We start from the raw sequence: 17562 nt of genomic DNA, 5'->3' as shown, positions 1-17562 counted from the left end.
TGGCGCTCCTCAGGCTTCGGCGTTGGCTTTGATCAGACGGTCGTAGGCGTCCTGATCCAGCAGTTTGGCGACAGCCGAGGCGTCGACAGGCTTGAAGCGGAAGAACCAGCCTTCGCCCAGCGGATCTTCGTTGACCAGTTCAGGGCTGCTGTCCAGCGCCGGGTTCACTTCCAGCACTTCACCGTCCAGTGGCATGTACACGCCGCTGGCGGCTTTTACCGACTCCACGGTGGCTGCTTCAGCGCCTTTGTCGTAGGACTGCAGCTCAGGCAGCTGTACGAAAACCACGTCGCCCAAGGCGTTCTGTGCGAAGGCGGTGATGCCGACCGTAACGCTGCCGTCAGCTTCGGTGCGCAGCCATTCGTGATCTTCAGTAAAACGCAACTCGCTCATGGAAACTCCTAGGGGCCAGATTCGTCTGGTGGACGCGATTGAATGCTCGTGCAGGGCAGAGCTGAATAGCCAGATACATAGCAAGAACGCGGCCAACGTTTTTTATTCGTTATAAATCAATAGGTTGATGATTATTGCGGGCGAGGTGAAAAACACGACTGTAGCGAAATCGCTACAGATTGAGGCCTGTAAAAAAGCCTATGGGGATCAAAGCCTTGCGTAGCGCAGTTTAAGCGAGTGTGTAGCGAAATCGTTCCGCTGTAGCGCATTCAGTACAGATGGAGGTCGTTTTTAGGCGAGTTTGATGGTGGGGCAACTGACCTCATCGCGAGCAGGCTCGCTCCCACAGTGATCTGTGTCGTACACAAAATCTGGGATCACAGGACATCTCCTGTGGGAGCGAGCCTGCTCGCGATGAGGTCTTCAAGGCTTGCCCGGAATCCCGTACTTGCGCAATCGATGGGCGATGGCGGTGTGGGAGGTTTGCAAACGGCTGGCCAGTTGGCGGGTCGAGGGGTAGTTGACGTAGAGTTTTTCCAGCAGGGTTTTCTCGAACGCTTCCACGGCCTGCTCAAGGCTGTCGACATCCACGTCGCTTTCGCGTGCTACCGAGGTGCCGGCGATGTCCAGGTCGCCGATGTCCACCAGGCTGCTTTCGCAAATGGCCGCGGCGCGGAAGATCACGTTCTGCAATTGCCGCACATTGCCCGGCCAGCGGTTGCCGAGCAGGGCCGGGTAAGTGCCGGGCGCCAGGCGACAGACCGGGCGCTGGATCTGTGCGCAGGCCTGCTGCATGAAGTAGCGCGCCAGCAACAGGATGTCCTGACCGCGTTCACGCAGCGGCGGGACTTCGACGTTGAGCACGTTGAGGCGGTAGAACAGGTCTTCACGGAACGTGCCTTCGCTGACCATTTGTTCCAGGTTGCGGTGGGTAGCGCTGAGGATTCGCACGTTGACCTTGACCTCGCGATCGCCGCCGACCCGACGGAAGCTGCCATCGTTGAGGAAGCGCAACAATTTGGCCTGCAAGTACGGCGACATTTCGCCAATCTCGTCGAGGAACACTGTGCCCTGGTTGGCCAGTTCCATCAGGCCCGGCTTGCCGCCACGCTGGGCGCCGGTGAAGGCGCCGGGGGCGTAGCCGAACAGCTCGCTTTCGGCGAGGTTCTCCGGCAATGCCGCGCAGTTCAACGCCAGGAACGGCGCGCTGTGTCGGGCGCTGATCGCATGGCAGGCGCGGGCCACCAGCTCTTTGCCGGTGCCGGTTTCACCCTGGATCAGCAACGGAGCATCGAGCGCCGCCACCCGTTGCGCGCGGGCCTTGAGGGTGCGGATCGCCGGCGACTCACCGAGCAATGCATCGAAACCTTCGGCGTGATCATGGTGCAACGCCGAGAGTTGTTCACCGATGCGGTTGGGTTGATACAAGGTCAGCAAGGCGCCGGCATCGGTGATGGGTGTAGCGTCCAGCAGCAAGGTCTGGCCGTTGACGGTGATCTCGCGCAAAGGCAGGCGAAAGCCGTTTTCCAGCAACGTATCCAGCAACGCCGGATCGCTGAACAGCTCGGCGACGCTTTCCCCGGCGGGTTCGCGACCATACAAGGCGATCAGCGCCGGGTTGGCCAGCAACACGTTACCGGCGCTATCGAGGGCCAGCACCGGGTCGGTCATCGCCGCCAGCAGAGCATCGAGTTGCAGGTGCCGACGCTGTCCGGGAAGAATGTCGACCACCGTCACCGATTGCACACCRCGCACGCTGAACAGCGCATCGCTCAGCTCTTCGAGCACTTGCGGGCTAAGGGTCGGCGCGTCGATGTAAACGTTCGGCGGCACCATTTCCACTGCATCCAGGTTGAGATTACGCCCACCGAGCAAGGCCAGGACTTCCTGGGTAATACCAACGCGGTCGATGAAGCTGACGTGGATACGCATGGGACGGTTCAGTGTTCTGGAGTGCGGAGGATGGCAAGTATGCCTTGGAGGAGGGGGTTAGGTGAAATCAACGGAGGGCCTTCAGAGTAATACTGCCCTCTGTGGGAGCGAGCCGGCTCCGGGCGGCGTTCCGACGATGACGGACTGACATGCGCTATGGATGTCGACTGAAAGACCGCTATCGTCGGAACGCCGCCCGGAGCCGGCTCGCTCCCACAGTGGACTGGTGGGCTCATTGATCTTCTGTGTTGGGGTTATTACAGGTGTTCGGGCTTCACCGGATCCCCGGATTTGATATCAAGCTGCTTGCGTACGTCTTCGAACATTTCGTCGTAGTACTTGTGCAGCGGGCTGATGTTGGCATTCTTGGGCATGCCGTACTTCTGTGCGATGCGCGTGGCGTGTCGGGCAAAGTCGAAGGCCTGGTCTTTGGCCAGGAAGAAGTCTTCCTTCAGGTCCTTGCCCTCGACCGAACCATGCACTGTGAAAAGCATTCCTATGCCTTCCTTGGGGTCGGTAGCGATCTCATAGTCGATGCACAGGTTGTAGCTGAAATCATCCTTGTTCAGCGCATGGCGTTCGATATGCAAGTGACCGGGCTCAAATATGGCCATGGACATCTCCTTCAAAGGCATTGAAACGGGGCAGGCTCAAGTCCTGCCCGGCTGTTTTCATAGGTAGGTGATACCAGGTCTGGCCGTGCTGATACGGGTGCCGGCGTTGCCCTGGACGATCGCTTCGATGTCCGAGAGTGAACCGATCACCGCGACTTTGCCAGTGTGGCGGGCGAACTCGCAGGCAGCCTGGACTTTCGGCCCCATGGAGCCGGCCGCGAAGCCGATTTTTTCGATGTCGTCCGGGTGGGCCTGGGCGATGGCTTTCTGAGTCGGCTTGCCGAAGTCGATGAACGCGGCGTTGACGTCGGTGGCGATCACCAGCAAGTCACTGTCGAGCTGCTCGGCCAGCAGCGCCGAACACAGGTCTTTGTCGATCACCGCTTCCACGCCCTTGAGCTTGCGGTGCTCGTCGTACATCGTCGGGATGCCGCCACCGCCTGCGCAGATCACGATGCTGCCTTTTTCCAGCAGCCATTTGACCGGGCGGATTTCGAAGATGCGCTTGGGTTTCGGGCTGGCCACCACGCGGCGGAATTTGTCGCCGTCCGGGGCGATGGCCCAGCCTTTTTCGGCGGCGAGTTTTTCTGCTTCGGCCTTGGAATAGATCGGGCCGATGGGCTTGCTTGGGTGTTGGAACGCCGGGTCATTGGGGTCGACTTCGACTTGGGTCAGGAGGGTCGCGAAGGGCACTTCGAAGTCCAGCAGATTGCCCAGTTCCTGTTCGATGATGTAGCCGATCATCCCATCGGTTTCAGCACCCAGCACGTCCAGCGGATAAGGGCTGACAGAGGTGTAGGCGGCCGCTTGCAACGACAGCAGGCCGATTTGCGGGCCATTGCCGTGAGCGATCACCAGTTCGTTACCGGGATGGATCTTGGCGATCTGTTCCGTGGCGACGCGGATATTGCCGCGCTGGTTGTCCGCGGTCAGGGGTTCACCACGGCGGAGCAGGGCGTTACCGCCCAGTGCAATGACGATACGCATAATGCAGTCCTTTCAAAAAGAGAGCGAGCAACTCGTTCTCCTGTGGGAGCGAGCCTGCTCGCGATAGCAGTGTATCGGCCAACATCCATGCTGAGTTCCAGTCCGCCATCGTCGGAACGCCGCCCGGAGCAGGCTCGCTCCCACAAAGAGCAAACCGTGTTGATCGTTAAATATCCGCCAGCGCCGAGACCAGGATCGCCTTGATGGTGTGCATGCGGTTTTCCGCTTGCTCGAAGGCGATGTTGGCGGGCGATTCGAATACTTCTTCAGTCACCTCAACGCCGTTGGCCAGGTGCGGGTAGCGCGCCGCGATATCCTTGCCGACCTTGGTTTCGCTGTTGTGGAACGCCGGCAGGCAATGCATGAATTTCACCCGGGGATTGCCCGAGGCTTTCATCATTTTAGCGTTGACCTGGTACGGCAGCAGTTGTTCGATACGCTCGTCCCATGCTTCGACCGGTTCACCCATCGACACCCAGATGTCGGTGTGAATGAAGTCCACGCCCTTGACCGCCTCGACAGGGTCTTCGGTGATGGTAATGCGTGCACCGCTTTCCTCGGCGAAGGCTTTGCACTGATCGATGAAGTCCTGATGTGGCCATAGCGCTTTCGGTGCACCGATGCGCACGTCCATGCCGAGTTTGGCACCGATCATCAGCAGCGAATTACCCATGTTGTAGCGGGCGTCACCGAGGTAGGCGTAGCTGATGTCATGCAGCGGCTTGTCGCTGTGCTCGCGCATGGTCAGGGTGTCGGCGATCATTTGCGTCGGGTGGAATTCAGCGGTCAGGCCATTGAACACCGGCACGCCTGCGAACGTGGCCAGTTCTTCGACGATTTCCTGTTCGAAGCCGCGGTACTCGATGGCATCGAACATCCGCCCGAGAACGCGGGCGGTGTCTTTCATGCTTTCCTTGTGGCCGATCTGCGACGACACCGGGTCGATGTAGGTGACGTGAGCCCCCTGGTCATGGGCCGCGACTTCGAAGGCGCAGCGGGTGCGGGTCGAAGTTTTTTCGAAGATCAGCGCGATGTTCTTGCCTTTGAGGTGCGGCTGTTCGGTGCCGGTGTACTTGGCGCGTTTCAGGTCGCGGGACAGGTCCAGCAGGTAGTGCAACTCGCGATTGGTATGGTGCATCAGCGAGAGCAGGCTGCGATTACGCATGTTGAAAGCCATGATATGGATCTCCTTGGGTTTCGGTTATCCCCAAGGCCGGTGCTCTGTAAGCCCCGGCCAAGGTTTGAAAGTTAGTAGTCGATCGGGTCGCGGATGATCGGGCAGGTCATGCAGTGGCCGCCGCCACGGCCACGGCCGAGTTCACTGGCGCTGATGGTGATGACCTCGACCCCGGCCTTGCGCAGCAAGGTGTTGGTGTAGGTATTGCGGTCGTAGCCGATTACCACGCCAGGTTCCAAGGCCACCACGTTGTTGCCGTCGTCCCACTGTTCGCGTTCGGCGGCGAAGCTGTTGCCGCCGGTTTCGACGACGCGCAGGGCCTTGAGGTTGAGCGCGGCGGCCACGGTGTCGAGGAAGCTGGTTTCTTCGCGGCGGATATCGATGCCGCCCGGTTTGCTTTCGTCAGGGCGCAGGGTGAAGGCGACGATCTGGTGCACCACTTCCGGGAAGATCGTCACCAGGTCGCGGTCGCAGAAGCTGAACACGGTGTCCAGGTGCATCGCCGCGCGGGATTTCGGCAGGCCGGCGACGATCACGCGCTCGACCGCTTTGTGCTTGAACAGGTTCAGTGCCAGTTGCCCGATGGCCTGACGGGACGAGCGTTCGCCCATGCCGATCAACACCACGCCGTTGCCGATGGGCATCACGTCGCCGCCTTCCAGTGTGGCGTTGCCGTGCTCCTGATCCGGGTCGCCGTACCAGACCTGGAAGTCGGCGTTGGTGAACTCCGGATGGAATTTGTAGATGGCGCTGGCCAGCAGGGTTTCCTGACGGCGCGCCGGCCAGTGCATCGGGTTCAGCGTGACGCCGCCATAGATCCAGCAGGTGGTGTCGCGGGTGAATTGGGTGTTCGGCAGCGGCGGCAGAATGAAGCTGGAGTGGCCGAGGAAGTCGCGGAACATTTCGATGGTCTTGCCACCGAAGCTGGTGGGCAGGTCATCGGCCGACACGCCGCCAATCAGGAATTCGGCGATCTTGCGCGGCTCGAGGCTGCGCAACCAGGCGTCGACTTCGTGGACCAGGCCGACACCCACGGAGTTGGCGGTGATCTTGCGTTGCAGAATCCAGTCCAGCGCTTCGCGGTTGGATACGATGTCGGTCAGCAGGTTGTGCATTTCCAGCACGTCGATATCGCGCTCGCGCATCTTGGTGACGAAGTCGAAATGGTCGCGCTTGGCCTGGGCCACCCACAGCACATCATCGAAAAGCAGTTCGTCGCAGTTGTTCGGGGTCAGCCGCTGGTGGGCCAGGCCGGGGGAGCACACCATGACTTTGCGCAGTTTGCCGGCTTCGGAATGTACGCCGTACTTCACTTTTTCCGTGGTCATTTCAGATCCTCCAGATAACAAAACAGTCGAGTGGTACAGGTGCTACAGGGTCAGGAAGCCGTCGTAGAGCCCATAGGCCGCCACCAGCGCGCCAATGACTACCGCGGTGAAAATCAGCTTCTCGACGTTGGTGAAAACCGCTTTGCCCAACTCGTGCTTGGCCTTGGCGAACAGGATCGCGCCGGGGGCGTAGAGCAGGGCGGACAGCAGCAGGTATTTGGTGCCGCCTGCGTACAGCAGCCAGATCGCATAGATCAGCGCAATGGCACCGATGACCAGGTCTTTCTGGCGTTCGGCCAGGGCGTTTTCGTAGCTCTCGCCGCGTACCGCCAGCAGCAGTGCATAGGCCGCCGACCACAGGTAGGGCACCAGAATCATCGAGGTGGCGAGGTAGATCAGCGACAGGTAGGTACTGGCCGAGAACAGGGTGATGACCAGGAAAATCTGCACCATCGCGTTGGTCAGCCATAAGGCATTGACCGGTACCTGTTTGGCGTTTTCCTTACGCAGGAACGCCGGCATGGTGTGGTCTTTGGCGGCGGCGAACATGATCTCCGCACACAGCAGTACCCACGACAGCAAGGCACCCAACAACGAGATGGCCAGGCCGACACTGATCAGCACCGCGCCCCAGTGACCGACGACGTGCTCGAGTACGGCAGCCATCGACGGGTTTTGCAGTTTGGCCAGCGCTGGCTGAGTCATGATGCCCAGCGACAGCACGTTCACCAGCACCAGGAACAACAGCACGGTGATAAAGCCGATGACGGTGGCCTTACCGACGTCCGAACGTTTCTCCGCCCGGGCCGAGAAGATGCTCGCGCCTTCGATGCCGATGAACACCCAGACGGTGACCAGCATCATATTGCGCACCTGGTTCATGACGCTGCCCAGGTCAGGGTTTTTCAGGCCCCAGATGTCGGCGGTAAAGATGTCGAGTTTGAAGGCGAAGATCGCGATCAAGACGAACAGCACCAGTGGCACGACTTTGGCGACGGTGGTCACCAGGTTGATGAACGCCGCTTCCTTGATCCCGCGCAGCACCAGAAAGTGCACGGCCCACAGCAGCAGCGAAGCGCCAATCACCGCCGCAGGCGTATTTCCCTCCCCAAATAGCGGGAAGAAGTAGCCGAGGGTACTGAACAGGAGTACGAAGTACCCCACGTTGCCCAGCCAGGCGCTGATCCAGTAACCCCAGGCGGACGAGAAACCCATGTAGTCGCCGAAACCGGCCTTGGCGTAGGCGTAGACACCGCCATCAAGGTCAGGCTTGCGGTTGGCGAGGGTCTGGAAGACGAACGCCAGGGTCAACATGCCCACGGCCGTAATGGCCCAACCAATCAGCACTGCGCCGACATCGGCACTGGCGGCCATATTTTGCGGCAAAGAGAATATCCCGCCCCCAATCATGGAACCTACTACCAGGGCGACTAAGGCGCCGAGTCGTAGTTTTCCAGAAGATTCAGACATGCATGACTCCATTGCCGGAGAAAAGAGACCACAGCCTAAATCCACTTGCTGATAGAACAGCTGATCTGGATCAGTTGATGGTCACATTCCGTTGTTAATGACGGATGTGTGAATACTTCCTGAATAGAGCGTATGTGCCACAAGAGGCCTGTTCCAGAGGGCTTTTTATAAAATAACCGGGGATGGTTACTAATCGCTGCGAGCCTTGAAGCTAGTTGTTTTTTCAGAATGCGCAAATTTTGCGCATCTGTTTTCAGTACAGAATTTATGTATCTGGAATGCCCCACAAAACCGGCAAAGTGCCTTCATGGCATAGATGAGAGCGTTCTGAATAAGTATTGTTTTTTGCCGTTATTTTATTAACGTCATGCCACGTCGCCTATTTAATGAAATGAACACTTGTTATGGTTTCAAAACATGACAAACAGTCGATTCGAGATAAGAGGTAAGGATGTCGCAACCGGCGCAAACGCTTCGACTCGGCGGGCTGTTGTGGTGAAGCTGTTGCTTGACTATCAGCCGCCTTATGACTGGCCGGCGATGCTCGGCTTTTTGTCGGCGCGGGCGATTGCCGGGATGGAGTCGGTGGTCGATGGTGTGTACTCGCGCAGCATCAGCCTGAACGGTGTGCACGGCACGTTTTCGATTACGCCAGCGGCTGATAATGCGCTGGAGGTGAGGCTGTGCTTCCCTGAGGCGTCAGCCGTGCCCGAGATCGTTACGCGGTTGCGGCGGATGTTCGATCTGGACGCAGACTTGCCACGTATTCATCAGCAACTGACGGTTGATCCGTTGATGGCAAGGTTGATTGCCGAGCGTCCTGGTTTACGGGTGCCAGGGGCGTGGGACGGGCTGGAACTGGCAATTCGCGCGGTGCTGGGGCAGCAGATCACGGTCGGTGCCGCGATCAAGCTGGCGGGGAAGCTGGTGGCGCAGTATGGCGAACCGTTGTCTGCGCCACTGTCAGGATTGACTCATGTGTTTCCTCAAGCAACGGTGTTGGCGGCAGCGGATCTGGCGACGTTGGGAATGCCGAAAAGCCGTGGGCGGACGCTGTCTGGCGTGGCGCAAGCGTTGCTTGACGATCCCTTGTTGTTTGAACCGGGTCGGAACGACGGTGTTGCGCGATTGCTGGCATTGTGGGGGATTGGCGACTGGACGGCGCAGTACATCGCGTTGCGACAGATGCGCGAGTTGGATGCGTTTCCGTCAGGCGATGTGGGGTTGATCAACGCACTGGCGGCGCTGGAAGGTGGGCCGGTGACGCCGCGTGATTTGTTGGCCCGTGCCGAGGTGTGGCGACCGTGTCGGGCGTATGCGGCGCAGGTGTTGTGGACGTCGTTGGTTCGGGTTGACTGAAATTGTCTCGACAGTTGCGTTGACTGTTCGATCGTCATCGCGAGCAGGCTCGCTCCCACACTGGATTTGTTTCAGGCATACGTTCGCGCGTACACCGGTGATTACCTGTGGGAGCGAGCCTGCTCGCGATGGCGGTCGAACAGTCACCACCACTGCGCCCGATGGGAACCCAATTCCCCGGCCGGAATGGCCCACTGCAACGGTGTACCGGTGATTTTCAGCGGTACATGCAACCGATGCGCCGGGCCCCAAGGAGTCTGTTCAATCACCATTCCCTGATCGTTGTCATCTTCGGCTCGCAAGGCCTCATCCGTCCCCGGACCCTGTTCAACCAGCAACTTTGCCGTGCGCGCCAGAGACAATCGTGCCGAGCCACTGCGTCCGCTACTCAACCGCTCAGCCAACAACTTGATCGCACTGGCCGCCATCAGGTAACCGGTGGCGTGGTCCAGCGCCTGAACCGGCAAGGGTGTCGGTTTGTCCGCGTGCTTCCAGAGCATCCCGGCCTCGGCGATGCCGCTGCTCATTTGCACCAGGCTGTCGAAACCACGACGGTTTTGCCAGGGGCCGCTCCAGCCGTATGCATTGAGGCAAACGTCGATCAGGCCGGGGGCGAGTTCCTGCCGTTCGGCGGTGCCGTAGCCGAGGTGTTCCAAGGCATCGGCGCGGTAACCGTGGAGCAGGATGTCGGCATCCTTGAGCAGGCTTTCGAATACCCCGCGATCGACGCTGTTGTGCAGGTCGAGGCGGGCGCAGCGTTTACCCAGGGTGACTTCCGGAATCACACCCGGTTCGTTCCACTGCGGTGGATCAATGCGCAACACATCGGCACCCAGCCCTGCGAGGAAGCGGCTGGCAACGGGGCCGGCGAGGACGCGGGTCAGGTCCAGCACCTTGATGCCCGCCAGCGGTTGCGCGACCGAACCGGGCCAGGCTTTCGAGTGCTCACTATTGTCTGCGGAAAAATGAATCAGCGGTTCGGCGTTCACCGCCACCCCTTGAGGGTGGGACTGCCATTGTTGCCATGAGCGCATTTCGGCAGCGCAACCGCCGGCCTCGACTATTGCGTGTTCCAGCTCTCTTTTGCCCCATCGGGCGACCTTGGCGGCCATCGCACTGCGATCAAAGCAGTGTCCCAGCACCTGTTCGGCCGCGCTGCGGTGATGAGGGGCGTTGGTGTGCAGACGAATCCAGCCGTCATGGGTCGCGTAGTCCCCTGCGATGGGGTCCCACAGCGGTGGCACGCTCCAGCCGATCGGGCGGATCGACGTGGCGAACCAGAAGGAGGCGAGGCGACGGTCGACTTCCAGGTCCGGTAAACGACCGGTCTGTTGTTGCAGGAGTTCAGTGATGGCCTGGCCGGCAGCCGCGATGCTGGCGCTGGCGAGGTCCGTTACGGCAAACGCCGAGGGCAGGGCGCCGCTCGAGGTAACGGTGATCGCAGTAGCGGGCAAGCCGAGCGCGGCTTGAATGGACGTCAGGAAATCAGTCATCGAAGGCCCTCCGGAAGAGAGCACGATCATAGTTCAAAAAACTGTCAGCCCGGATGAAATCCCCCTTGTGGGAGCGAGCCTGCTCGCGATAGCGGAGTTTCAGTCAACATCCATGTTGTATGTCAGTCCGTCATCGCGAGCAGGCTCGCTCCCACAAGGGATTGCGTTCCGTCAGGCGAGTTCTGGGGTTGTGGCGTAAGCCTGTTCCAGCAGGACGGTGAAGCGGTTGAAGGCGTCGATGGCGCCTTTTTCGATCTCGGCTTCTTCCTGTGCGGAGAAGGCCAGGCCGTCGAGGGTTTTGACGAAGCGTTTCCAGCCTTCGGCGCGGCCACCGGCTGGCTCTGCCAGGTGACGGGCACCGAATGTTTCGCTCAAGCCCAGGCCCACGGCACGCTTGATCAGGAACGCGGCACCGAGTTTCGACCCTTCGGAGACGAAGATCCAGCCCAGGGCCTCGGCCTTGCCCGGGCTGTTCACGGCGCCTGCCACCGGGGCCGGGACGTCGGTTTCCAGGTCGGCCAGGTCAGCCCTGGCGGCGTCGGCGCGGCAACGCTGCGGCAGGTCCGGGACGATGGCGATCAGTTCGGCATTGTTGTACAGCGACACCAGTTCCGACTGGAACAGGTACTGGGCAACCACGAAGCAGGCGAAGTTGGCTTGGGTTTCGAACGGTGCGTGAGCTTTCACCAGCGCGTCGAGCTTGCTGTGTGGCTCATTAGTGATCTGGTTCAGGCGTTGCGAGCGCAGGCTCGGGCGTTCGGAGGTTTGGGCGGCGGTCATGAAGAAGTCCTTGAGAATGAAAGGCGCGTTGTAACTGGACGAACCAGACGACGCGGCAGCGTAAAAAATCCTCACTGCGCTTTCGTCCAAAAGCGCAGCAAGGCTCCATCAATCAGATGTCCCAGATCAGGTTGATCGCGAAGTTGCGGCCCGGCTCGGTCAGGCGATCGAGGTTGGCCGGGCTGAGCACGGCGGCTTCACCGACGCTGTCGTAACCGCGCACGTTGTCCCACTGCCAGTATTTCTTGTCGGCCAGGTTGTACACGCCAGCGCTGACGGTGACGTCGTCGGTCACTTTGTAGAAACCGCTCAGGTCGACCACGCCATAGCCCGGCGTCTTGAACTGGCTGCTGACGCCATCCGGCGACTTGAAGCTGCTGCTGTCGACGAGGTTCTTCTTCTGCACCAGGGTCCAGCTGAGCAAGGCACCGTAGTTGTCCTGGTCGTAACCCAGGCCGAACACGCCGGTCAGCGGGTTGACCGCATTGAGCGGCTCGCCAGTGTCGTTGTTGCGACCGTGGGCATAGGCCACCGAACCCTGGGTGTAGAGGCCTTGCGGCGCGCCGAAGGTGTCGAGGTTCAGGCGGCCTTTGAGCTCGACGCCCTTGATGGTCGCGTGCTTGATGTTGTTGCTCTGGAACGTCAGCTCGTTGTAGCCCGGGGTGACGGCGTCTTCGTTGATGAAGTCGCGGTACTTGTTATAGAACACCGCCACATCGAAGTGACCGGACTCGAAGTTACCGCGCAGGCCGGTCTCGTAGCTCTGGCTTTTTTCCGGCCCCAGATTCGGGTTCGGCTCCACGCGGTAGCCGGTGGTGGTGTTTTCGAAACGGCCATACAGCGCCTTGGCGGTCGGGGTGCGGAAACCTTCGGCGTACTGGCCGTACCAGGTGTAGTGGTCGGTCAGGGCGTAGGTCAGGCCGAACTTGGGCGATACGCGATGCCAGGTCTTGTTCTCGTCGCTGACCGTGCCTTTGCCGTCGGCGGCCACGGTGTTGAGGAATTCCTGGGTGATGTGCGGCTTGAGCTGGGTGTAGTCATAGCGCAGGCCCGGCAGGAAGGTCCATTGGTTCCAGCTGATCTGATCCTGGGCGAACAGGCTGTAAGTGTTGATGGTCGGGTCAGGGAAGTCGCTGGACTTCTTCAGCACATCGCTAGGGCTGATCGCGCCGATCGCTGTGCAACGACGGCCAACGGCAAGGCAGGTTCCGCTACCGCTGCGCGAACCGCTGACTTTCTCTTGCTTGATGGTGGTGCCGTAGGTCAGCAGGTGGTCGGTTTCACCGATGTTGAAGGCCTTATCGAGCTGTGCGTCGAATACCCACTGCTTTTCTTCGTAGAGGGTTTTGCGACTGCGCATCACATTGCGGCTGAACGGGAAGTAGTTTTCCAACGTGCTCTGATCGGTCTTGGCGATCTGGTAGTTCAGGCTCCACTTGAGATGATCGACCAGCAAGGCATCGAGGGCGAAGCTGTTTTCCAGGCCGAAGCGTTCGCGGGTGATGGTGTCGTTGCCGGTGCGCGAGCGGTACATGCCCATTGGCTGGCCATTGTTGAACGGGCCACCGACGGCGCTTCGCTGGTCGGTGTCGCGATCGTCCTTGTACTTCTCGTAGGTCAGGCCCAGGCGTGCGTCATCGGCGTAATTCCAGCCGGCTTTGGCCAGCAGGTTGGTGGTGCGCACGTCTTCCGGGTTGGCGGCGGTGCGATTGAGCCCCGTGCCGTTGTTGCTGCCGAAGGATTCGGTTTCGTGACCATCACGCTGACTGAAGTGCAGCAGGCCGTCGAACTGCTCGGCGCGCCCGGCGACGCTGGCGGATTTGAGCCAGCTGTCGTCGGCGGAGTTGTAGCCGGTTTTCAGGCGGGCGCCGACGTCTTTGCCGGGCTTGATGATGTCATCCGGGTCGAGGGTGAAGTAGCTCACCGCACCACCGATGGCGTTGCTGCCGTAGAGCACCGACGCCGGACCGCGGAGGATTTCCACGCGTTTGACGATTTCCGGGTCGACGTAGTTGCGCTGGGTCTTGGCGTACGGACCGTTGAAGAAACCGTTGGGCACTTCGACGCCATCGACCTGGGTCAGGATCCGGTCACCGTCGATACCGCGAATGTTGTAGCCGCTGATGCCGCCACGGGTGCCGGTGCCGCCGACCGAAACACCCGGTTCGTAGCGCACCAGTTCCTTGATGGTGTTGACGTTGTCGTGGTCCAGCTCTTCGCGAGTGTGCACGGTGACGGTACTCGGTACGCTGTCGACGCTCTGCTCCTGACGGGTGGCGCTGATGGTCATTTGTTGCAGGGCGAGGGGGCCGTCGACACTGCGTTTTTCCAGCACGATGTTGTGATTGCCCAGCTTGCGATAGCTCAGGTTGGTCCCCACCAACAGGCGATCGAGGGCTTTTTCCGGGGGCAGCGAGCCGTGTACGCCCGGCGAGGCGACGCCTTCAGCCAGTTCGGCCGGCAAGCCGACCTGCCAACCGGTTACGGTGGTAAAAGCATTGAGTGCCGACACCAGTGGCTGCTGGGGAATGGAGAACGAGTAGTCGCCCATGTTACGGCTCGGTTGTTCGACGGTGGCAGCCGAGACCTGTGCCGTGCCGGCCAACAGAATGGCGGCAGTCAGCAGGGACAGCATGCAGGAAGGTGAAGAGGACCGGCGGGTAAGGCGAGAGGACATCAATAGCGCTCCGTGTCGCACGAATCTTATAGGTGCAGATTTGCATCAGAGATGCGAATCAATTGCATTGGCTATAACGAGACGAACGATGAAGCGCTATCGAGTAAAAATAATTCTCATTTAGTTCAGGATCACCAGCGCCGGAAATTCCTCGAGCCTGGCCGAGGTGATGTGGGCCAGCGAGCGAACCACGTCCAGCGGTTGGTCGAGACGGTAATTGCCGGTCACTGCGACGTTGGCCAACTGTTCGTTGGTGTTGATGATCCAGCCCGGGTAGTAGCGACGCAGTTCCGCCAGCACCTGGCTCAACGGGCAGTTTTCGAACACCAGTCGGCCCTGGACCCAGGCCAGATCGGTCGCCGGGTCGAGTCTGGCCGGTTGATCGAAACCATTGGGGCCGATACGAATGCTTTCGCCAGCGCTCAAGCGCACGCGGGCGTTGCTGTGGGTGGTGCGCAAGTCGACGTCGCCGCGTTGCACGCGAACCTGCGCAATGCCGTCCAGGTAGCGCACGGCGAACGTGGTGTCGCGCACACTGGCCGTGACCGGGCCGGCGTCGATTTCCAGTGGCAGGCCGCGATTGGCCGCCACCTCGAAATAGGCCTCGCCCTGATACAGGCGGGCGATGCGCTGCTGGTCGTTGATGGTGCTGGAAAACGCCGAATTGGTATTGAGCAGGACTTTTGAACCGTCCTCCAGTTGCAGGCGCTGGCGCTCGCCGACCACGGTCAGATGATCCGCCTGAATCCGCATTGGCAGGTTGCTGAAGCTGAATAGCCCGAGGATCAACACCGCCGCCATGGCCAGCGGTTTCCAGTGCGGGCGCAGGCGGCCAGGTTTTGAGACCTTGCGTTGGGTCGTGCTCAAACCCAGCGCGGCTTGCGCGACCTGTGGCCCGTCCCAGATCGCCTGGGCCTTGGCGAATGCTTCGGCGTTGCGCGGGTCGGCGGCAAGCCAGTCGTGGAATTCGCGGCTTTGTTGCTCGCTCGGACTGTCCAGCACGATCAGCCAGTCCAGCGCCTGGTCCATGGCGCGGGTGCTGGCTGATGAGTCCCGCGCCGGGAGTGGCGGGTGGGAAGGGGGGCTGTCCGTCACGGGTGTTCCTCGGCTGAGTCTGCAGACCAGCAGTTTCAAGCTTCAAGCCTCAAGCGGCAAGTATCGCGGTTCGGGATTTTCTTGCAGCTTGAAGCTCACAACTTGCAGCTGCTCTTATTCGTTGAGGCGATCAGCGACACCGACGCAGATCGCCATGATCAGCTTCAGGTCTTTTTGCACGGTGCTCAAGGACACGCTGAGCTGCTCGGCGATCTCCAGATAGCTGTGCCCATGCAGGCGGCTGAGGATGAAAATTTGTTGTTGGCGCGGGGTGAGTTGGCTGAGGCTGATGTTCAAGCGTTCGAGCAACTGTTCGGCATGGGCGGCGTCCTCGGCACTGCTGAGCGGCGCCGCGATGTTTTGCACGACGTCCAGCGGAACGTCTTCGAGCATCGTTCGGGACTGAATGCGCCGTGCGCGCAAATGGTCCAGCGCCAGGTTGCGGGCAGTTTGAAACACGAAAGGTTCGAGGTGATCGATGGCCCGTTCACTCAACGCACGGGCCACTCGCAGGTAGGTTTCCTGCAAGAGGTCCTCGGCAGTGCTGTGGTTGTTGACCATCCGCTCCAGGGTCCGCAGCAGCGAGACTCGCTGCGCGAGGAAGACATGGTTGAAGCGCGATTGACTCACAGTAGGACCTGATCCATTTCAAGCGAATGATAATGCTTATCATCTGCTTGAAAGGTCAAGCGCTACCGATGAGAATTATTTGCGGCCTTGCAGGTACGCCGGGTAATCGGGGATCCGGTACGCGTGCGACTGATCCATCAACGGGCTGCTGAGCAGGTAATCGGCGCTGCATTCATTGCAGGCCACTGGAATGTTCCAGACCGCCGCGACCCGCAGTAATGCCTTGATGTCCGGGTCGTGAGGTTGCGGCTCGAACGGGTCCCAGAAGAACACCAGCATGTCGACCCGCTGCTCGGCGATTCGCGCACCCAGTTGTTGGTCGCCACCCAGCGGGCCGCTGATCATGCTTTCAACGGGCAGGTCCAGGCGCTTGCTCAACAGCATCCCGGTGGTGCCGGTGGCCACAAGCTCGTGTTGGGCGAGCTTGTCCTTCTGCCGCTCGGCCCAGTCCAGCAAGAACACTTTGCAGTGGTCATGGGCAACCAGGGCGATGCGTTTGCGCGCCGCCATGGTTTTTTGGGTAAAGCTGATACCGATCATCGGCGACTCCACGGGCAATCGGCCTTATTCGGCGTTGCACAGGGCGAGGCAGTTATCGAGCATACGGTTGGAGAAGCCCCATTCGTTGTCATACCAGGCCAGCACCTTGAGCAGCTTGCCGCTGGACTTGGTGTGGTTGGCATCGAAAATCGACGACAACGGGTTGTGGTTGAAGTCACTGGAAACCAGCGGCAGGGTGTTGTAGCCGAGGATCTTCGAGTGCTGGCTGGCTTCTTTGAGCAGTGCGTTGACCTCGTCAGCGCTGGCTTCGCGCTTGAGTTGCACGGTCAGGTCCACCAGCGACACATTGATCACCGGCACGCGCACCGACATACCGGTCAGTTTGCCGGCCAGTTCCGGCAGCACCAGGCCCACCGCTTCGGCGGCGCCGGTCTTGCTCGGGATCATGTTCTGGGTGGCCGAACGGGCACGGTACGGATCGACGTGGTAGACATCGGTCAGGTGCTGGTCGTTGGTGTAGGCATGGATGGTGGTCATCAGACCGCTCTCGATGCCCAGCTCGCGGTGCAACACCTGAGCCACCGGGGCCAGGCAGTTAGTGGTGCACGACGCGTTGGAAATGATCTGGTGCGATTGGCGCAGGATGTCGTGGTTGACCCCATACACCACGGTGGCGTCGGCGCCTTTGGCCGGAGCCGAGATAATCACTTTGCGCGCGCCGGCGCTAATATGGGCAGCGGCTTTGGCACGGTCGGTGAACAGACCGGTGCATTCGAACACGACGTCGACCTTCTCGGCAGCCCACGGCAACTCGGCCGGGTTGCGAATCGCGCTGACCGAAATCCGGTCGCCGTTGACGGTCAGGCTTTCCTGATCGTGCTGCACATCGGCATCGAAGGTGCCATGCACGGTGTCGTACTTGAGCAGGTGAGCGTTCATCGCGCTATCGCCCAAATCGTTGATGGCGACGATCTGCAAATCCTGACGGTAGCCTTGGGTATACAGTGCGCGAAGGACATTGCGGCCAATGCGGCCAAAACCATTGATTGCAATTCGTAGAGTCATATGAAAAGCGCCTTCGTCATATTTGTTGTTGGAATTACAAGATTATTCGCAAAAAAATAGA

15 protein-coding genes are annotated in these 17562 nt (G+C 60.2%); 1 reads left to right on the top strand and 14 read right to left on the bottom strand.

What is annotated here, in order from left to right:
- Positions 1–9 precede the first annotated feature (9 nt).
- The 7 genes from gcvH to arcD all read right to left on the bottom strand — a co-directional run bounded on the left by gcvH (position 10) and on the right by arcD (position 7901).
- On the bottom strand, positions 10–393 hold the full coding sequence (gene gcvH / locus AC1DHT_RS21825) for a glycine cleavage system protein GcvH (protein ID WP_427536096.1): 384 nt from the start codon (positions 391–393) through the stop codon (positions 10–12).
- A gap of 423 nt (positions 394–816) precedes the next feature.
- Entirely contained in the window at positions 817–2325 is a 1509-nt protein-coding gene (locus AC1DHT_RS21820) for a sigma-54-dependent transcriptional regulator (RefSeq protein ID WP_427536094.1), read from the bottom strand.
- Between the two features lie 257 nt (positions 2326–2582).
- Complete coding sequence (locus AC1DHT_RS21815) at positions 2583–2939, bottom strand: DUF5064 family protein (protein WP_427536092.1); 357 nt, start codon at positions 2937–2939, stop codon at positions 2583–2585.
- A 57-nt stretch (positions 2940–2996) separates the two neighbouring features.
- Positions 2997–3926: a carbamate kinase gene (gene arcC / locus AC1DHT_RS21810; RefSeq protein ID WP_427536090.1), complete on the bottom strand. Its 930-nt coding sequence runs from the start codon at positions 3924–3926 to the stop codon at positions 2997–2999.
- Positions 3927–4092: 166 nt separating this feature from the next.
- Positions 4093–5103 (bottom strand): ornithine carbamoyltransferase, encoded by a 1011-nt coding sequence (locus AC1DHT_RS21805; RefSeq protein ID WP_427536089.1) that lies wholly within the window; start codon positions 5101–5103, stop codon positions 4093–4095.
- Between the two features lie 71 nt (positions 5104–5174).
- A complete protein-coding gene (gene arcA, locus AC1DHT_RS21800) occupies positions 5175–6431 on the bottom strand; it encodes an arginine deiminase (protein ID WP_427536087.1) in 1257 nt (418 codons plus the stop codon).
- Between the two features lie 42 nt (positions 6432–6473).
- Positions 6474–7901, bottom strand: a complete 1428-nt coding sequence (gene arcD, locus AC1DHT_RS21795; RefSeq protein WP_427536085.1) for an arginine-ornithine antiporter — start codon at positions 7899–7901, stop codon at positions 6474–6476.
- A 495-nt stretch (positions 7902–8396) separates the two neighbouring features.
- Between arcD and AC1DHT_RS21790 the strand changes: the two genes are divergently transcribed.
- The gene (locus AC1DHT_RS21790) at positions 8397–9260 is read left to right on the top strand and encodes a DNA-3-methyladenine glycosylase family protein (protein WP_427536083.1); all 864 of its coding nucleotides are present in this window, start codon (positions 8397–8399) and stop codon (positions 9258–9260) included.
- Positions 9261–9403: 143 nt separating this feature from the next.
- Here AC1DHT_RS21790 and AC1DHT_RS21785 read toward each other — a convergent pair whose 3' ends face one another.
- From AC1DHT_RS21785 to gap, 7 genes are all read right to left on the bottom strand, one after another.
- Entirely contained in the window at positions 9404–10753 is a 1350-nt protein-coding gene (locus AC1DHT_RS21785; protein WP_427536081.1) for a CoA transferase, read from the bottom strand.
- Positions 10754–10924: 171 nt separating this feature from the next.
- Positions 10925–11533, bottom strand: coding sequence for a biliverdin-producing heme oxygenase (locus AC1DHT_RS21780; RefSeq protein WP_427536079.1), 609 nt, complete (start codon positions 11531–11533; stop codon positions 10925–10927).
- A 112-nt stretch (positions 11534–11645) separates the two neighbouring features.
- Positions 11646–14210 carry a TonB-dependent receptor gene (locus AC1DHT_RS21775; protein WP_427536077.1) on the bottom strand — a complete coding sequence of 855 codons (2565 nt, stop codon included), beginning with the start codon at positions 14208–14210 and terminating at the stop codon, positions 11646–11648.
- A 120-nt stretch (positions 14211–14330) separates the two neighbouring features.
- Positions 14331–15305: a FecR family protein gene (locus AC1DHT_RS21770; protein ID WP_427536075.1), complete on the bottom strand. Its 975-nt coding sequence runs from the start codon at positions 15303–15305 to the stop codon at positions 14331–14333.
- A gap of 114 nt (positions 15306–15419) precedes the next feature.
- The gene (locus tag AC1DHT_RS21765) at positions 15420–15935 is read right to left on the bottom strand and encodes an RNA polymerase sigma factor (protein WP_427536073.1); all 516 of its coding nucleotides are present in this window, start codon (positions 15933–15935) and stop codon (positions 15420–15422) included.
- Positions 15936–16010: 75 nt separating this feature from the next.
- Positions 16011–16475 (bottom strand): methylglyoxal synthase, encoded by a 465-nt coding sequence (locus AC1DHT_RS21760; RefSeq protein WP_427536071.1) that lies wholly within the window; start codon positions 16473–16475, stop codon positions 16011–16013.
- 24 nt (positions 16476–16499) lie between these two features.
- Positions 16500–17501: a type I glyceraldehyde-3-phosphate dehydrogenase gene (gene gap / locus AC1DHT_RS21755; protein ID WP_427536069.1), complete on the bottom strand. Its 1002-nt coding sequence runs from the start codon at positions 17499–17501 to the stop codon at positions 16500–16502.
- Between the last annotated feature and the right edge of the window lie 61 nt (positions 17502–17562).

The sequence above is a fragment of the Pseudomonas sp. 05N432 genome (assembly GCF_056396945.1).
This window is presented reverse-complemented; position numbering and strand designations above follow the sequence as displayed.